The following is a 16846-nucleotide window of genomic DNA, read 5'->3' on the forward strand; positions in this document are numbered from 1 at the left end:
AGACCTTTTGGTTACTTTTGGCTGGGCCGGCATTCCGGGCGTTTGCCAAAAGTGACCCGCTGTAAGAGCGGAACCCTAAGTGGCCGTTACCGCAGCAATGGATATGTACACAGCACAAACCCACTCCGCTATCACCATCATAGGTGGAGTCAAACCTCCCCAACCCCTAGAATCCCCCCACGATTAAAGGAGACGACTTCATGCTGACGGTGATTTCCCCCGCCAAAACCCTCGATTTCGAGTCAAAGCCGGTCACCCCGCGCTTCACCCAGCCGCAATACCTCGACCACTCCCAGGAGCTGATCGAACAACTGCGCGAACTGAGCCCGGCGCAGATCAGCGAACTGATGCACGTCTCCGACAAGATCGGCGGCCTCAACGCCGCACGCTTCGGCAGCTGGACCCCAGCCTTCACCCAGGCCAACGCCAAACAAGCCCTGCTGGCCTTCAAGGGCGACGTCTACACCGGCCTCAACGCCGAAACCTTCACCGACGCCGACTTCACCTACGCCCAGGACCACCTGCGCATGCTCTCCGGCCTGTACGGCCTGCTGCGCCCCCTGGACCTGATGATGCCGTATCGCCTGGAGATGGGCACCAAGCTGCCCAACGCCCGTGGCAAGGACCTGTACGCCTTCTGGGGCACCCGCATCAGCGAGTGGCTCAACGAAGCCCTCGCCGAACAAGGCGACGACGTGCTGCTCAACCTCGCGTCCAACGAGTACTTCTCGGCAGTCAAACGCCCGGCGCTGAACGCGCGGATCATCAACACCGAGTTCAAGGACCTGAAAAACGGCCAGTACAAGATCATCAGCTTCTACGCCAAAAAGGCCCGAGGCATGATGAGCCGCTTTGTGATTGAAGAACGCATCAACGACCCTGCCAGGCTCAAGGAGTTTGACGTGCAGGGTTATCGCTTCAATGCAGAGCAGTCAAAGCCGGATAACCTGGTGTTCCTGCGAGATCACGCACCGGAATAACCGGGCAACGAAAATCCAAATGTGGGAGCGGGCTTGCTCGCGAAAGCGGTGGTTCAGTCGATGCCTGTATTGGCTGACACACCGCCTTCGCGAGCAAGCCCGCTCCCACACTTTGTTCGGATTCCAGCCTTAAAATCGTCATTTATTTGGCGTCAAAAATAATTCTTCAGATTCCCTAACATTTATTTCACTCGACATTCGTCAATTTTTTTCGTAGTGGCACCACTTTTTTCAAACAGTAGTGGCACAAAACTATTTAACCCTCGCAACTCCCCGCAACTACTAGCCCAAGTAGCAAGTGCTATCACTATAGTACTAGTGCCATCTTTCCTAATATTTCAAGAAATTTCCGGAAACAGGATGAGCGGCCAGGAACTATGTCCTGAAGCACCGCTCATACCACCGGTAACGATTATCTCTGCAAATGTAAGAGATGACTTACGTGGCGACCAAAGGAAGTAGCAAAGTTGACATACAACTTTGACTCAATGGTCAAATCATCAACTGACTAGTTGAAGGCGGACGAAAAGGCTTCACTATTTTCTCCGACAAGGCCAAGGCTGAGCTCACCTGTATGGGTCAGTGAGACAACCCAAGCCGTTGATACATAAGGGCTAAATCCCTCTTTCAACGCCTTGCGGCACTGGCGCCAGGCCCTTCCCCAGGAAGGCTGGCTGCATTTCAGGGCAAGCCCCAACAATAAGGCCAAGTTGCGCACAACTTGAGTGCATTAGTTAGTCACTCGACTTTTAGTATGCCTGCACTGGATATATCGACGTTTACTCGTCGCACTTTCCAGTGCCTGGGTGACGCTTCAAAACATGAACTCCGGCCATCTAGTGGCACGATTAACAATGAGGTAAATTCGATGCGCATCAGCATATTTGGTTTGGGTTACGTCGGCGCCGTATGTGCCGGTTGCCTGTCTGCACGGGGCCATGAGGTCGTTGGCGTAGACATCTCCAAGGAAAAGATCGACCTGATCAACGCAGGCAAATCGCCCATCGTTGAACCGGGTCTGGGCGAACTGTTGAGCCAGGGTATTCAGACCGGCCGACTGCGCGGCACCACCAATTTCGCCGAAGCAATCCGTGATACCGATCTGTCGATGATTTGCGTCGGTACGCCGAGCAAGAAGAACGGCGACCTGGAACTCAACTACATCGAATCGGTGTGCCGCGAGATCGGTTTTGTTCTGCGTGACAAGACCACCCGCCACACCATCGTCGTGCGCAGCACCGTGCTGCCAGGCACTGTGGCCAATGTGGTGATCCCGATTCTCGAAGACTGCTCCGGCAAGAAGGCCGGCGTCGACTTCGGCGTCGCGGTGAACCCTGAGTTCCTGCGTGAAAGCACCGCCATCGCCGACTACGACCTGCCGCCGATGACCGTCATCGGTGAATTCGACAAAGCCTCCGGCGATGTCCTGCAGTCGCTGTACGAAGAGCTCGACGCCCCGATCATCCGCAAGGACATCGCCGTCGCCGAGATGATCAAGTACACCTGCAACGTCTGGCATGCGACCAAAGTCACCTTCGCCAACGAGATCGGCAACATCGCCAAGGCCGTCGGCGTCGACGGTCGCGAAGTGATGGAAGTGGTCTGCCAGGACAAGACCCTCAACCTGTCCCAGTACTACATGCGCCCGGGCTTCGCCTTCGGCGGCTCGTGCCTGCCCAAAGACGTGCGCGCCCTGACCTACCGCGCCAGCTCCCTGGACGTGGAAGCGCCGCTGCTCAACTCGCTGATGCGCAGCAACGAGTCCCAGGTGCAGAACGCCTTTGACATCGTCTCCAGCCACGACAAACGCAAAGTCGCCTTGCTGGGCCTGAGCTTCAAGGCCGGCACCGATGACCTGCGCGAAAGCCCGCTGGTGGAACTGGCCGAGATGCTGATCGGCAAGGGTTTCGACCTGAGCATCTACGACAGCAACGTCGAATACGCCCGTGTGCACGGCGCCAACAAGGACTACATCGAAGGCAAGATCCCGCACGTCTCGTCCCTGCTCAACTCGGACTTCGACGAAGTGATCAACAACTCCGACGTGATCATCCTGGGCAACCGCGATGAGAAGTTCCGTGCCCTGGCGCATAACGCGCCCCACGGCAAGCAAGTGGTCGACCTGGTGGGCTTCATGTCCAAGGCCACCAGCGTGACCGGTCGTACCGAAGGCATTTGCTGGTAACAGCAACGGCAAGTTTCGAGCTGCAAGCGTCCTGACCCCCAGCGCTTGCAGCTTGAAGCCTCCTTCACCTGCGGATGACGCCTATGTCCAAGTTAAAACACGTACTGCTCCAATCTGCCGGCTGGTTGTTGTTCCTCAGCCTGCTGATGGGTCTCGCCCTGCTGTTGCCGGCGAGTACGTTCGACTCCGAGTCGAAGAATTTTATTTTCCTGATTGGCGCCGTCGGTATCTGGCGCTACTCGATGGGTGCTACGCATTTCTTTCGCGGCATGCTGTTTTTGTACGTGGTCTACCCGCACCTGCGGCGCAAAGTGCGCAAGCTGGGCAAGGCGGCAGACCCGTCCCACGTATTCCTGATGGTGACAAGCTTTCGGATCGACGCGCTGACCACGGCCCAGGTCTACAGCTCGGTGATCCGCGAAGCCATCGAATGTGGCTTCCCCACCACGGTGGTGTGCTCCCTGGTGGAAATGTCCGATGAGCTGCTGGTCAAGAGCCTGTGGGCCAGGATGAACCCGCCCGACCACGTCAAGCTGGACTTCGTGCGCATCGCCGGTACCGGCAAGCGTGACGGCCTGGCCTTCGGTTTTCGCGCCATCTCGCGCCACCTGCCGGACGACCGCGCCGTGGTGGCCGTGATCGATGGCGACACCGTGCTTGCCGAAGGCGTCGTGCGCAAGACCGTGCCGTGGTTCCAGCTGTTCGGCAACGTCGGCGGCTTGACCACCAACGAGTTCTGCGAAGTGCGCGGCGGCTACATCATGAGCGAATGGCACAAGCTGCGCTTCGCCCAGCGCCACATCAACATGTGCTCCATGGCCTTGTCCAAGCGCGTGCTGACCATGACCGGCCGCATGTCGGTGTTCCGCGCCAACGTCGTCACCGACCCGGGCTTTATCGCCGACGTTGAAAGCGACTCCCTGCAACACTGGCGCCTGGGCCGCTTCAAGTTTTTGACCGGCGATGACAAGTCCAGCTGGTTCAGCCTGATGCGCCTGGGCTACGACACCTTCTACGTGCCGGATGCCGCGATCCACACCGTGGAACACCCGCCGGAAAAGAGCTTCATCAAGGCCAGCCGCAAACTGATGTTCCGCTGGTACGGCAACAACCTGCGCCAGAACTCACGGGCCCTGGGCCTGGGTATGCGACGCCTGGGCCTGTTCACCAGCATCGTGCTGTTCGACCAGCGCGTGTCGATGTGGACCTCCCTGCTGGGCCTGACCGTGGCGATCATCGCCACCTTCAAATACGGCGGCGCGTTCATCCTCGCGTACCTGCTGTGGATCGGCATCACCCGCCTGATCCTGACCCTGCTGCTGTCGTGCTCCGGTCACCGGATCGGCCCGGCTTACCCGGTGATTCTCTATTACAACCAGATCATGGGCGCGCTGGTGAAGATCTACGTGTTCTTCCGCCTTGATCAACAGTCCTGGACACGCCAGGACACCAAACTGACCCGCGATTTGGCCAGCTTTCAACGTTGGTTCAACACCTGGTCGTCTCGGACCATGACCTTCTCCGCCGGCAGCATTTTCGTCGCCGTGTTGCTGATGATGGTTTGACCCTGCCAAGCCTGAATTAACTAGGAACTACACCTGATGAACAGCCCAATGAATGCTCCAGTAAATGCCAACGTCGTCCATGAATCCGAAGCCCAGCGCCAACATGCCCGGGTAAAAATCCCGGCCAAGCTGCGCTTCTTCGGCGCCGACCATACGCCGATGGAAGTGCGGGTCATCGACCTGTCTGCCGGCGGCCTGGCGTTCAACGCCCCGCAGCAGCCGCTGAAAGTCGGTGACGTGCACAAGGGTCGCCTGCAGTTCGTGATCGATAACCTGGGCCTGGCGATGGACGTGGAGCTGCAGATTCGCTCCTACGACCGCCAGACCGGCCGCACCGGTTGCCAGTTCCAGAACCTTGATGCACAAGACATCTCCACCCTGCGCCACCTGATCACCTCGCACCTGGCCGGCGACATCGTGACCATGGGCGACGTGCTGGCGACCCTGCAACGCGACAACTTCACCAAGGCGCGCAAGGTCAAGGACGGTGGCAGCAACATGAGCGTGGGCGGCCGTCTGCGGGCCGTGACCTTCAGCCTCGGGATCTTCGTGGTGGGCCTGGTCGCATTCGGCTTCGTGGTGAAATCGGTATATGGCATGTACTTCGTCAGCCACGCCACTTCCGCCCTGGTGAGCGTGCCCGGGATGAACGTGACCATGCCGCGCGACGGCACCGTGCAGAGCCTGATCAAAGATGACGCGGTCGCTGCCAAAGGTGCACCACTGGCGACCTTCAGCACCAGCATGCTCGATGTGCTCAAGGGCCACCTGGACGAAGACCAGCTGCAACCGGCCAAGGTGGAGGAGCTGTTCGGCAAGCAAATGACCGGCACCCTCACCTCCCCGTGCGACTGCGTCGTGGCCCAGCAATTGGTCGCCGACGGCCAGTACGCCAGCAAGGGCGACGTGATCTTCCAACTGGTGCCACGCGGCAGCCAGGCCAACGTTGACGCACGCTTCTCCTATCGCCAGTTTGCCGATGTTCGCCCGGGCACCCGTGTGAACTTCCAGGTGGCGGACGAAGAGCAAGTGCGCACCGGCACCATCGTCAGCAGCACCAGCCTCAACAGCACTGAAATGTCCTCCGACATCCGCGTGCAGATCAAACCCGATGCCCCGCTGGACAGCACCTACGCCGGTCGCCCGGTTGAAGTGACCAGCGACCGTGGCCCATCCCTGAACTGGCTGATCGACAAAGCCATGGCTCACGGTCTGTAAGCGAGGACATGCCTGTGAACCCTATTCTAAAAACAGCGCTGGCCAATGTGGGAGCCGGGCTTGCCCGCGATGACGGTGGTGAATCCAACATCGGCATCGCAGGCAAGCCAGCTCCCACCCAAAGCAGGTCCCACGCTGCCTTGGCGTATTGTGCCCTGGCCCTGGCCGTGAGCCTCGCCGGCTGCGCCGGCCTGCCCGACCAACGCCTGGCCAACGAAGCCTTGAAGCGCGGCGACACCGTCACCGCGCAGCAGAACTACCAGCAACTGGCAGACCTGGGCTACAGCGAGGCCCAGGTGGGCCTGGCGGATATCCAGGTCGGTACCCGCGACCCCGAGCAGATCAAGCAGGCCGAAGCCACGTACCGCGCGGCCGCCGACACCTCGCCCCGCGCCCAGGCACGCCTGGGTCGCCTGCTGGTGGCCAAGCCCGGCGCCACCGAAGCCGAGCACCATGAAGCCGAAGGCCTGTTGAAAAAAGCCTTTGCCAATGGCGAAGGCAACACCCTGATTCCGCTGGCGATGCTGTACCTGCAATACCCCCACAGTTTCCCGAACATCAACGCCCAGCAGCAGATCAGCAAATGGCGCGCCTCGGGTTACCCGGAAGCCGGCCTGGCCCAGGTGCTGCTGTATCGCACCCAGGACACCTACGACCAGCATCTGGACGAAGTGGAAAGCATCTGCAAGGCCGCGCTGAACACCACCGATATCTGCTACGTCGAACTGGCCACGGTCTATCAGAAAAAAGCCGAGCCGGAAAAACAGGCCGAACTGCTCAAGCAGATGGAAGCAGGCTACAGCCGTGGCACCGTCACCGCCCAACGGGTCGACAGCGTCGCTCGTGTACTGGGTGACGCCACCCTGGGCAAGACCGACGAAAAAACCGCCCAGGCCCTGCTGGAAAAAATCGCCCCGGGCTACCCGGCGTCCTGGGTCAGCCTGGCGCAACTGCTCTACGACTTCCCGGAACTGGGCGACGTCGACCAGATGATGAAGTACCTGGACAACGGCCGCGCCGCCGACCAGCCCCGCGCCGAACTGCTGCTGGGCAAGCTCTACTACGAAGGCAAGTGGGTCCCGGCTGACGCCAAGGCCGCCGAAGAACACTTCCAGAAAGCCGTCGGCCGCGAAGTCGCCGCCGATTACTACCTCGGCCAGATCTACCGCCGAGGCTACCTGGGCAAGGTCTATTCGCAAAAGGCCCTGGACCATTTGCTGACCGCTGCACGCAACGGCCAGAACAGCGCCGACTTTGCGATCGCCCAACTGTTTTCCCAAGGCAAGGGCACCAAGCCCGACCCGCTTAACGCCTATGTCTTCAGCCAGCTGGCCAAGGCCCAGGACACGCCGGAAGCCAACGACCTGGCGACCCAGCTCGAAGCCCCGCTGACCCCGGAGCAACGCGCCGAAGGCCAACGCCTGGTGCAACAGGAACTGGCCGTGCGCGGCACCCTGGCCCAAAGCACGCTGCAATTGCACGCCCTGCAAGAAGAAGACGGCGAGGAATCCCTATGAAGCTCAATCCATTCGTCAAGGCCGGCATCGGCCTGACCTTCGCCCTGCTGTGGTCGTGCCCGACCCTGGCCGCGCTGACCGAAGCCAAGAACTTCGGCCTGGAAGTGAAAGTCACCGGCCAGTCCGAAGATGACCGCGACCTGGGCACCCAGAAAGGCGGCGACGTCAACGGCATCGGCCTCGACCTGCGCCCGTGGATCTACGGCGAAAGCGGCAACTGGAGCGCCTACGCCATGGGCCAGGCGGTGACGTCCAGCGACATCATCGAGACCGACACCCTGCAACAGTCCTCCGATGACGCCACCCAGCAGACCAGTAATGACGACCGCAAGAGCAAGAAAAACTACCTGGCGATGCGCGAGTTCTGGGTCGCCTACGGCGGCTTCACGCCCTACCCCGGCGAGATCCTCAAGCTGGGTCGCCAACGCCTGCGCAATGACGACGGCCAATGGCGCGACACCAATATCGAAGCGCTGAACTGGACCTTCGACACCACCTTGCTCAAGGCCAATGTCGGCGTCGCCGAGCGGTTCAGCGAATACCGCACCGACCTCAAGGAACTGTCGCCCAAGGACAAGGACCGTCAGCACCTGTACGCCGACGCCGCCTATCAGTGGACGCCAGGCCAGTGGATCGGCCTGCGCGCGCACCACACCCATGACGACGGCAAGCTCGACTACCCGCAACCGGGCGTGGCCACCGACTCGCTGGACAAACGCGAGAACGGCGACCTGACCTGGCTCGGCATCGAAGCCAACAGCGACGCCTACAACTGGCGCAACACCAACACCGTCAACTACTGGGCGAGCGTCACCGGCATGCAGGGCGACCGCGATACGGTCAACGCCTTGAACGCCGACGGCACCCGCCCCGCCAACGCCAAGCGCAGCGATGACGTGAATGGCTGGGCCACCGACCTGGGGGTGCGCCTGCGCCTCGACCCGCAGTGGCAAGTGGGCGCCGCCTACTCCCGCGCGAGTGCCGAATACGAGCAGAACGGCCTGCAAAGCAACCGTTCGAACTGGACCGGTACCCAGTCCCGCGTCCACCGTTTCGGCGAAGCGTTCCGTGGCGAAATGAACAACATGCAGTCCATGAGCCTGTTCGGTTCCTGGCAGCTGCGTGAGGACTATGACGCCAGCCTCGTGTACCACAAGTTCTGGCGCGTCGACGGCAACAAGCCGGTGGGCAGCAACGGCATCGATGCCGTGCAGAACAACACCGATGACGTGACCGGCGCGATCCTGTCCAGCACTTCCCTGCCGCTTGAAGACGGCAAGAAAGACCTGGGCCAGGAGATGGACCTGGTGGTCACCAAGTACTTCAAGAAAGGCCTGCTGCCGGCCGGGCTCAGCCAGTCGATCGACGAACCGTCGGCCCTGGTGCGCTTCCGTGCCGGTGTGTTCAAGCCGGGCGACGCCTACGGCAGCCAGGTCGACTCGTACATGCATCGCGCCTTTGTCGACGTGATCTGGAAGTTCTGATGGGAGCCTGCGCAATGAACCCTCAAGCCCTCAAAGGCTCGGTCAGCCTGCTGGTCGCAGCCATGCTGCTGGCCAGCACTTCGGCCTTCGCCGATGTCGCGCAGCAGGTCAAGGCGCCGACCATCGCCAAAGAGCTGCAACAGGCCAAGACCTACACCATCTCCAGCCCGCCGACCGCGCCGCTGGAGATGGCCAAGCCGGCGCTGCCGGATGTGTCCGGCTACACCGCAGCGAATATCGCGAAGAAAATCGTGCGTACGAAACCCGGCAAGATCAGCATCCGCCGGATGATGCAGGAAGACGCCCTGAAGGACTTCATCGGCGGCGACAACAAGATGGCCGAATGGGTGGTGCGCCAGCACGGCATTCCCCAGGCGATCTTCGTCGACGACGGCTACATGAACCTCAAGGACCTGCTGAAGAAAGTGCCCAAGCAGTACTTCAGCGAAACCTCGCCGGGGGTGTTCCTGGCCAAGTTGCCGATCGTGGTGGGCCGTAAAGGCATCCTCGAAATCGACAAGCAGACCCAGGAGTTGCGCCTGTCCCAGGAAGCCGGTTCGTTCCTGATCAACGACGGCCAGCTGTTTGTGCGCGACACCAGAATCACCGGCTGGCGCGAGAAGACCAACGGCCCGGCGACCTTCCAGTCGCCCAAGGAATTCCGCCCGTTCCTGCTGGCCTGGGGCGGCACCGAGACCTACATCGCCAACAGCAAGATGGCCAGCTTCGGCTACGCCAACAGTAAGTCTTACGGCGTGAGTATTTCCCAGTACACGCCGAACATGGCCAAGGTGCTCAAGCGCCCCGAGCCGACGGGCTGGATCGTCGACTCCGAATTCTCGGACATGTGGTACGGCTTCTACTGCTACGAAACCACCGGCTTTGTGCTCAAGGGCAATACCTACAAAGACAACATCGTCTACGGCATTGACCCCCATGACCGTTCCCACGGTTTGATCATCACCGACAACACCGTCTACGGCACGAAGAAGAAGCACGGCATCATCATTTCCCGGGAAGTGAACGACAGCTTCATCTTCAACAACCGCAGCTTCGACAACAAGCTCTCGGGCCTGGTGATCGACCGTAACAGCGTCAACAACCTGATCGCCGACAACGAGATCTACCGCAACCACACCGACGGCATCACCCTCTACGAGAGCGGCGATAACCTGCTGTGGGGCAACAAGGTGATCAGCAACCGTCGCCACGGCATCCGCGTGCGTAACAGCGTGAACATTCGCCTGTACGAGAACGTGGCCATGGCCAACGGGCTGACCGGCGTGTACGGCCACATCAAGGATCTGACCGACACCGACCGCGACATCGCCCTCGACCCGTTCGACACCAAGGTCTCGCTGATCGTGGTGGGCGGTGAGCTGGCCGCCAACGGCAGCGGGCCGCTGTCCATCGACTCGCCGTTGAGCGTCGAGCTGTACCGCGTGTCGATGCTTGCGCCGACCAAATCCAGTGGCATCAGCTTCTCGGGCGTCCTCGGCGATCGCCAGGAAGAGATTCTCGACTTGCTGGTACGCCAGAAAAAAGCCGTGCTGATCGACCCTGTCGAACGCCAGACCGAAATGCAGGACTGAGGATGACCTTTATGCACCGACACATGATCAAACTGCTCAGCCTTTCGGGTTTGACCCTCGGCCTGCTCGCGGCCAGCCAGGGCGTGCGCGCCGACGAAGTCCAGGCGCCGAAATTCAGCGCCGAACCGTGCTGCAGCCTGTGCCCGGCCGCCCACGACGCGAAGAACTACACCACGCGCTACCAGCAGAACTTCACCACCCTGGTGCAAGCCCAGGGCGACTGGCTGTTCCGGACCCAGGAAGACCTGCGCACTGAATTCGACACCAGCCCCGCCGGCTACAAACGCATGCAGCAGTTGCACGATGCGTTCAAGAGCAAGGGCGTGGAACTGGTGGTGGTGTACCAGCCAACCCGTGGCCTGGTGAACCGCAACAAGCTCAACCCCGAAGAGAAAGCCAAGTTCGATTTCGACAAGGCCCTGGGCAATTACAAGACCATGCTCGGCCGCTTCGCCAAGATGGGCTACGTGGTGCCGGACCTGTCGCCGTTGACCAACGAGCAACTGCCCGACGAGTTGCCGGCCCACGATTTCTACTTCCGCGGCGACCAACACTGGACACCGTACGGCGCCCAGCGCACCGCAAAAATCGTCGGCGCCAAAGTACGCGCGATGCCGGAATTCGCCGGTATCCCGCAGCGTGAATTCGAGACCAAACGGTCCGGGCGCATGGGCAAGACCGGCACCCTGCACAACATGGCCGGGCAACTGTGCGGCACCAGCTACGCGATCCAGTACATGGACCAGTTCACCACCGAGCCCAAGGGTGAAGCGGGCGACGGCGACCTGTTCGGTGATTCCGGCAACCCGCAGATCACCCTCGTGGGCACCAGCCACAGCGGCAAGAACTACAACTTCGCCGGCTTCCTGGAACAGGAAATCGGTGCCGACATCCTCAACGTCGCCTTCCCCGGCGGTGGCCTGGAAGGTTCGATGATCCAGTACCTGGGCAGCGAAGAATTCCAGAAAACCCCGCCGAAGATTCTGATCTGGGAATTCTCGCCGCTGTACCGCCTCGACCAGGAAACCATCTACCGCCAGATGATGGCGCTGCTGGACAACGGCTGCGAAGGCAAGACCGCGCAGATGAGTGCCAGCGCCACGTTGAAACCCGGCAAGAACGAATTGCTGGTTAACAGTTCGAACAAAGACCTGCGCAACTCCAGCCATCAGGTCGACATCCGCTTCGCCGACCCTTCGGTGAAAACCCTGCAAGCCACCCTCTGGTACATGAACGGGCGCCACGAGGACATCAAGATCGAGAAACCCGAAACATCCGATACAGACGGGCGTTTCGCCTTCGAACTGCGCACCGACGAAGACTGGGCCACGCAAAACCTGCTGGCCGTGGAAGTGCAGGGCCCCGAAGCGGGCCAGGCCGCTTCGAGGGTTGAAGCGAAAATTTGCACACGCAACGTATTCCCTGCCGGTGGTCAACAGACTGCTTCAACGGGGCAATGAGGTTACTTATGCAGAAGTTATTGATTCCAACGCTGCTGGGCCTGGCGATGTTTGCCGGTTCAGTCAACGCCGCCGCGCCACTGCGTCCACCCCAGGGTTATTTCGCCCCGGTGGAAGCGTTCAAGACCGGCGACTTCAAGAATGACTGCGACGCCATGCCGGCGCCGTATACCGGCTCGCTGCAATTTCGCAGCAAGTACGAAGGTTCGGACAAAGCCCGCTCGACCCTTAACGTGCAGTCCGAAAAAGCCTTTCGCGACAGCACCGCCGACATCACCAAGCTGGAAAAAGACACCAGCAAGCGCGTGATGCAGTTCATGCGCGACGGCCGCCCGGAGCAGCTGGAATGCACGCTGAACTGGCTCACCAGTTGGGCCAAGGCGGATGCGTTGATGTCCAAGGACTTCAACCACACCGGCAAGTCCATGCGCAAATGGGCCCTGGGCAGCATGGCTTCGGCCTATGTGCGCCTGAAGTTCTCCGACTCCCACCCGCTGGCCAACCACCAGCAGGAGTCGCAGTTGATCGAAGCCTGGTTCAGCAAGATGGCCGACCAGGTGGTAAGCGACTGGGACAACCTGCCGCTGGATAAAACCAACAACCACTCCTACTGGGCTGCCTGGTCGGTGATGGCGACGTCCATCGCCACCAACCGCCGCGACCTGTTTGACTGGGCTGTGAAGGAATACAAGGTCGGCGCCAATCAGGTGGATGCCCAAGGCTTCCTGCCCAACGAATTGAAGCGTCAGCAACGGGCCTTGTCCTACCACAACTACGCGCTGCCGCCGCTGGCGATGATCGCCAGCTTCGCCCTGGTCAACGGTGTTGACCTGCGCCAGGAAAACAACGGCGCGTTGAAACGCCTGGGTGACAACGTGCTGGCCGGGGTGAAAGACCCGGAAATCTTCGAGAAGAAGAACGGCAAGGAACAGGACATGAAGGACCTCAAGGAAGACATGAAATTTGCCTGGCTTGAGCCCTTCTGCACCCTCTATACCTGCGCGCCGGATGTGATCGAGCGCAAGCACGGGATGCAACCGTTCAAGACGTTCCGCCTCGGGGGTGACCTGACCAAGGTCTACGACCCGACGCACGAAAAAGGCAACAAAGGCAGCTGATACAAAGCTCCCACACCTGGACTCGGTCCAAATGTGGGAGCTGGCTTTATGTGGGAGCTGGCTTGCCTGCGATGCAGACACCTCGGTAATTCAGACAAACCGAGTTGATCCCATCGCGGGCAAGCCCGACTCCCACATGAGCCGACACACTGAACGCGTACACCCTCCCAGATTCGTGGGGGGTTTGGGGGGGCCGTTGGCCCTTGACTGTTGGTTAAACATGGAGAGATCGGGATGGTTTTCTCGTCCAATGTGTTCCTGTTTCTGTTCTTGCCGATCTTCCTCGGCTTGTACTACTTGAGCGGGCAACGCTATCGCAATCTGCTGCTGCTGATTGCCAGCTATGTGTTCTACGCCTGGTGGCGAGTGGACTTCCTGGCGCTGTTCGCCGCCGTGACGCTGTGGAACTACTGGATCGGCCTCAAGGTCGGTGCGGCAGGCGTGCGCACCAAGCCGGCCCAGCGCTGGCTGCTGTTGGGCGTGGCGGTCGACCTGTGCATTCTCGGCTACTTCAAGTACGCCAACTTCGGCGTCGACAGCATCAACCTGATGATGAAGTCGGCGGGCCTGGAGCCCTTTATCCTCACCCACGTGCTGTTGCCGATCGGGATCTCGTTCTACATCTTCGAGTCCATCAGCTACATCATCGACGTGTACCGCGGCGACACGCCGGCCACCCGCAACCTGATCGACTTTGCGGCGTTCGTGGCGATCTTCCCGCACCTGATTGCCGGCCCCGTGTTGCGCTTTCGCGACCTGGCCGACCAGTTCAACAACCGCACCCACACCCTGGATAAATTCTCCGAGGGCTGCACGCGATTCATGCAGGGTTTCATCAAGAAGGTGTTCATCGCCGACACCCTGGCGGTGGTCGCCGACCATTGCTTCGCCCTGCAAAACCCGACAACGGGAGACGCCTGGCTCGGCGCGCTGGCCTACACCGCGCAGCTGTACTTCGACTTCTCCGGCTACAGCGACATGGCGATCGGTCTGGGCTTGATGATGGGTTTCCGCTTCATGGAAAACTTCAAGCAGCCGTACATCAGCCAGTCGATCACCGAGTTCTGGCGGCGCTGGCACATCAGCCTGTCCACCTGGCTGCGTGACTACCTGTACATCACCCTGGGCGGCAACCGTAAAGGCACGCTGACCACCTACCGCAACCTGTTCCTGACCATGCTCCTGGGGGGCCTGTGGCACGGTGCGAACATCACCTACATCGTGTGGGGCGCCTGGCACGGCATGTGGCTGGCGATTGAAAAAGCCATCGGCCTCAACACCGCACCGCGCAGTTTCAACGTCGTGCGCTGGGCCTTCACCTTCCTGCTGGTGGTGATGGGCTGGGTGATCTTCCGCTCGGAAAACCTGCACGTGGCCGGTCGCATGTACGGCGCGATGTTCAGCTTCGGCGAATGGTCGCTGTCGGAACTCAACCGCGCCAGCCTCACCGGCCTGCAAGTGGCAACCCTGGTGGTGGCGTACGCAACCCTAGCGTTCTTCGGTCTGCGGGACTTCTACAGCAACCGCCCACCGGAAAAAACCAAGCCTGCAGTCAATACCCAGGCCGATGGCCCGGCCACTGCCCAGCCTGGCTTGATCAAGGCGGTACCCGGCGACAACCCGGGCAGCATCCATGAGCCCGGCTACACCGTGGGCACCGAGGCCACCGTGCAACCGGCCTACTGGAGCGCCACCTGGCCACGCTACGCCATGCGCGCTGCAGTGCTGCTGCTGTTCGTGGCATCGATTCTCAAACTTTCGGCGCAGAGCTTCTCGCCGTTCCTTTACTTCCAGTTCTGAGGGAGCCGACCATGACCCGTTCATTACGCGTCCTCTACATCGCCTTGTTCCTCGCCGTGCTGCTGGCGTTGGGCGCCTGGTCGATGCGCAGTTTCCTGGGCTTCAGCACCAACCCCGACGCCACCGTGCTCAACGGTCGCTGGACCAAGGCCGTCGAGACCCATTACGACGACCAGTTCCCGATCAAGCGCCTGGGCACCAACCTCTGGGCAGCGCTGGACTACAAGCTGTTCAATGAAGGCCGCCCCGGCGTGGTGATTGGCCGCGACCACTGGTTGTACAGCGACGAGGAATTCAACCCCATCGTCAACGAAGACCAGAACCTGCAGGGCAACTACGCCCTGGTGGAAGGCGTGCGCCAGAAGCTCAAGGCCCAGGGCATCCAACTGGTGATGGCGATCGTGCCGGCCAAGGTGCGCCTGTACCCGGAACACCTGGGTGAAGTGCAACCGGCCAGCATCCACGCCGGTCTCTACCAGGACTTCCATGCCCGCATGGCCGCCGACAAGATCGTCGCCCCCGACCTGATGGGCCCGCTGCAACAGGCCAAGCTGCACGGCCAGCAGGTGTTCCTGCGCACCGACACCCACTGGACCCCGGACGGCGCTGAAGTGGCGGCCAAAGAGCTGGCCAGGACGATTGCGAATAAAACGCCCCTGAGCGGCGAGCCTCAACGCTTTGTCACCGAAGCCGAGAAGACCGAACCGCACAAGGGTGACCTGCGCCTGTTCCTGCCCCTGGACCCACTGTTCGAAAACCTGATGCCGCCCAAGGAGCCGCTGCAAAAACGCGTGACTCACCTGGCTGAGACCAAGGGCGACGACGCGCTGTTCAGCGACAGCGAAACCCCGGTGGCCCTGGTGGGCACCAGCTACAGCGCCAACCCGAACTGGAACTTTGTCGGCGCGCTGAAGCAAGCCCTGGGCAGCGACGTCATCAACTACTCCGAAGACGGCCACGGCCCGATCCTGCCGATGCTCAGCTACCTGAAAAGCGACGACTTCAAGAACAGCCCGCCACAGGTGCTGATCTGGGAGTTTCCTGAACGTTATCTGCCCGTGAACAACGAAATCGGCGACGCCGACCCGCAGTGGGTTGCGCAGCTCAAACAAGCCGGTATGCGCCAACAGAACATGGCTATCAATACACCAAAATCCGAGACGCCCGACCGGGCGCAAAACTGAAAGAGAGGTAACTCACATGACTTTCACTACTAACCTCGCAAAAACTTTTGCTCTCGTCGCCGGCATGAGCGTTGTTTCGATGTCTGCCTTCGCCGGTGGCGATGCCGCCCTCTACGGCCCCGTCGCGCCAAAAGGCTCGAGCTTTGTGCGGGTGTACAACGCCAGCAACCAGGAAGTCAGCGCCACCGTCGGCAGCACCAACCTCAACGAGGTTGCACCGCTGGCCAGCAGTGACTTCAGCTTCATGCCAGGCGGTGACTACAGCGCCAAGGTCGGCAGCCAGACCCTGCCGGTCAAGCTCGCCGCCGACCACTACTACACCCTGGTCAGCAGTGGCAGCGGCCAGCCGCAACTGATCGAAGAACCGCCGTTCAAGAACAAGCAGAAATCCCTGGTGCGCGTGCAGAACCTCAGTGACAAGTCGCTGACCCTGAAAACCGCCGACGGCAAGACCGACGTGGTCCAGGCCGTAGCCGCCAAAGGCCGTGGCGAGCGCGAGATCAACCCGGTGAAGGTCAGCCTGGCCTTGTATGAAGGCGACAAGAAAGTCGGCGACGTAAAGCCCGTGGCCCTGGAGCGTGGCGAGGCCGCGGTGCTGTACGTCACCGGCACCGGCGCCAACCTGTCGCCAGTGTGGGTGAAACGCCCCGTGTCGACTCGCTAATGATTTATCTGAGTTGACACGCTCCTTGTGGGAGCTGGCTTGCCTGCGATGGCGGTCTTGAAGGTGCCATCGCAGGCAA

The 16846-nt window shown here is 60.8% G+C and carries 12 protein-coding genes; all 12 read left to right on the forward strand.

Annotated elements, in window-relative coordinates; genetic code table 11:
• Positions 1-200 precede the first annotated feature (200 nt).
• The 12 genes from yaaA (at position 201) to M2400_RS09150 (ending at position 16767) form a co-directional block, all read left to right on the forward strand.
• Entirely contained in the window at positions 201-980 is a 780-nt protein-coding gene (yaaA, locus tag M2400_RS09095; protein ID WP_177043510.1) for a peroxide stress protein YaaA, read from the forward strand.
• Positions 981-1848: 868 nt separating this feature from the next.
• On the forward strand, positions 1849-3165 hold the full coding sequence (locus M2400_RS09100; RefSeq protein ID WP_177043509.1) for a nucleotide sugar dehydrogenase: 1317 nt from the start codon (positions 1849-1851) through the stop codon (positions 3163-3165).
• 83 nt (positions 3166-3248) lie between these two features.
• Entirely contained in the window at positions 3249-4730 is a 1482-nt protein-coding gene (gene alg8, locus M2400_RS09105) for a mannuronan synthase (RefSeq protein ID WP_177043508.1), read from the forward strand.
• 48 nt (positions 4731-4778) lie between these two features.
• The gene (locus tag M2400_RS09110) at positions 4779-5948 is read left to right on the forward strand and encodes an alginate biosynthesis protein Alg44 (RefSeq protein ID WP_259195800.1); all 1170 of its coding nucleotides are present in this window, start codon (positions 4779-4781) and stop codon (positions 5946-5948) included.
• Between the two features lie 8 nt (positions 5949-5956).
• On the forward strand, positions 5957-7465 hold the full coding sequence (algK, locus tag M2400_RS09115; RefSeq protein ID WP_259195802.1) for an alginate biosynthesis TPR repeat lipoprotein AlgK: 1509 nt from the start codon (positions 5957-5959) through the stop codon (positions 7463-7465).
• Positions 7462-8949: an alginate export family protein gene (locus tag M2400_RS09120; protein ID WP_010170420.1), complete on the forward strand. Its 1488-nt coding sequence runs from the start codon at positions 7462-7464 to the stop codon at positions 8947-8949. Before algK ends, M2400_RS09120 begins: the two co-directional genes overlap by 4 nt.
• Positions 8949-10541 (forward strand): mannuronan 5-epimerase AlgG, encoded by a 1593-nt coding sequence (gene algG, locus M2400_RS09125; RefSeq protein ID WP_177043505.1) that lies wholly within the window; start codon positions 8949-8951, stop codon positions 10539-10541. The genes M2400_RS09120 and algG overlap by 1 nt, the downstream gene beginning before the upstream one ends.
• Positions 10542-10552: 11 nt before the next feature.
• Positions 10553-12001 (forward strand): alginate O-acetyltransferase, encoded by a 1449-nt coding sequence (locus M2400_RS09130; protein ID WP_259195807.1) that lies wholly within the window; start codon positions 10553-10555, stop codon positions 11999-12001.
• An 8-nt stretch (positions 12002-12009) separates the two neighbouring features.
• Positions 12010-13119, forward strand: a complete 1110-nt coding sequence (locus tag M2400_RS09135) for a mannuronate-specific alginate lyase (RefSeq protein ID WP_177043504.1) — start codon at positions 12010-12012, stop codon at positions 13117-13119.
• 234 nt (positions 13120-13353) lie between these two features.
• On the forward strand, positions 13354-14919 hold the full coding sequence (locus tag M2400_RS09140; protein WP_169386267.1) for an MBOAT family protein: 1566 nt from the start codon (positions 13354-13356) through the stop codon (positions 14917-14919).
• 11 nt (positions 14920-14930) lie between these two features.
• Positions 14931-16103 (forward strand): alginate O-acetyltransferase, encoded by a 1173-nt coding sequence (locus tag M2400_RS09145; protein ID WP_259195808.1) that lies wholly within the window; start codon positions 14931-14933, stop codon positions 16101-16103.
• Positions 16104-16119: 16 nt separating this feature from the next.
• Positions 16120-16767, forward strand: a complete 648-nt coding sequence (locus tag M2400_RS09150) for an alginate O-acetyltransferase AlgF (protein WP_008434181.1) — start codon at positions 16120-16122, stop codon at positions 16765-16767.
• The last annotated feature ends 79 nt before the right edge of the window (positions 16768-16846 follow it).

It is taken from the genome of Pseudomonas sp. BIGb0558 (assembly GCF_024807515.1).
GTDB classification, from domain to species: domain Bacteria; phylum Pseudomonadota; class Gammaproteobacteria; order Pseudomonadales; family Pseudomonadaceae; genus Aquipseudomonas; species Aquipseudomonas yamanorum_A.